Source organism: Pseudomonas sp. HMWF021, from assembly GCF_003061005.1.
GTDB lineage: Bacteria > Pseudomonadota > Gammaproteobacteria > Pseudomonadales > Pseudomonadaceae > Aquipseudomonas.
On record NZ_QAIK01000192.1, the window covers coordinates 1 to 413 of the forward strand.

Annotated in this window: 1 pseudogene; it reads right to left on the reverse strand. The window is 67.1% G+C overall.

Features of this window, described 5'->3' with window-relative positions:
* Positions 1-413, reverse strand: a pseudogene (locus tag DBR18_RS30150) (FAD-dependent oxidoreductase); the annotation flags it as partial.

Sequence of the window (413 nt, forward strand, 5' to 3'; positions counted from 1 at the left end):
GTGCAGCAGTTCCGCGAAAGCGCCGTGCAGTTGCTCGATTACCGCTTCCTTGGGCAGGTCGATGTGTTGTCGGCTCCAGGCGCTGCTGGCGTGCAGCACCCAGGTGTCGCACGTGGTGTCGCGTCCCGGTTTGCTGCGGTTGCGCGCCAGCCAGTCGAGGGGGCTGTCCTGCACGAAGCAACCTTCGATGGGGGTATCCAGTGGCGTGTCGAAGGCAAGGGCGACGGCCCAGGTCGGGTCCATTTTCACCCCGGCCGCGGCACCGGCGAGTTTCGGTGCCGCGGCCAGCAGTGCAGTGGCTTGCGGCGCCGGCGTGGCGATCACCACGTGGCTGAACGGGCCGTGGGTGAAGCCTTCGGCGTCCTGCAGATGCCAGTGCTCTTCGCCGCGAAAGACTTCAGTGATGCGGCAGG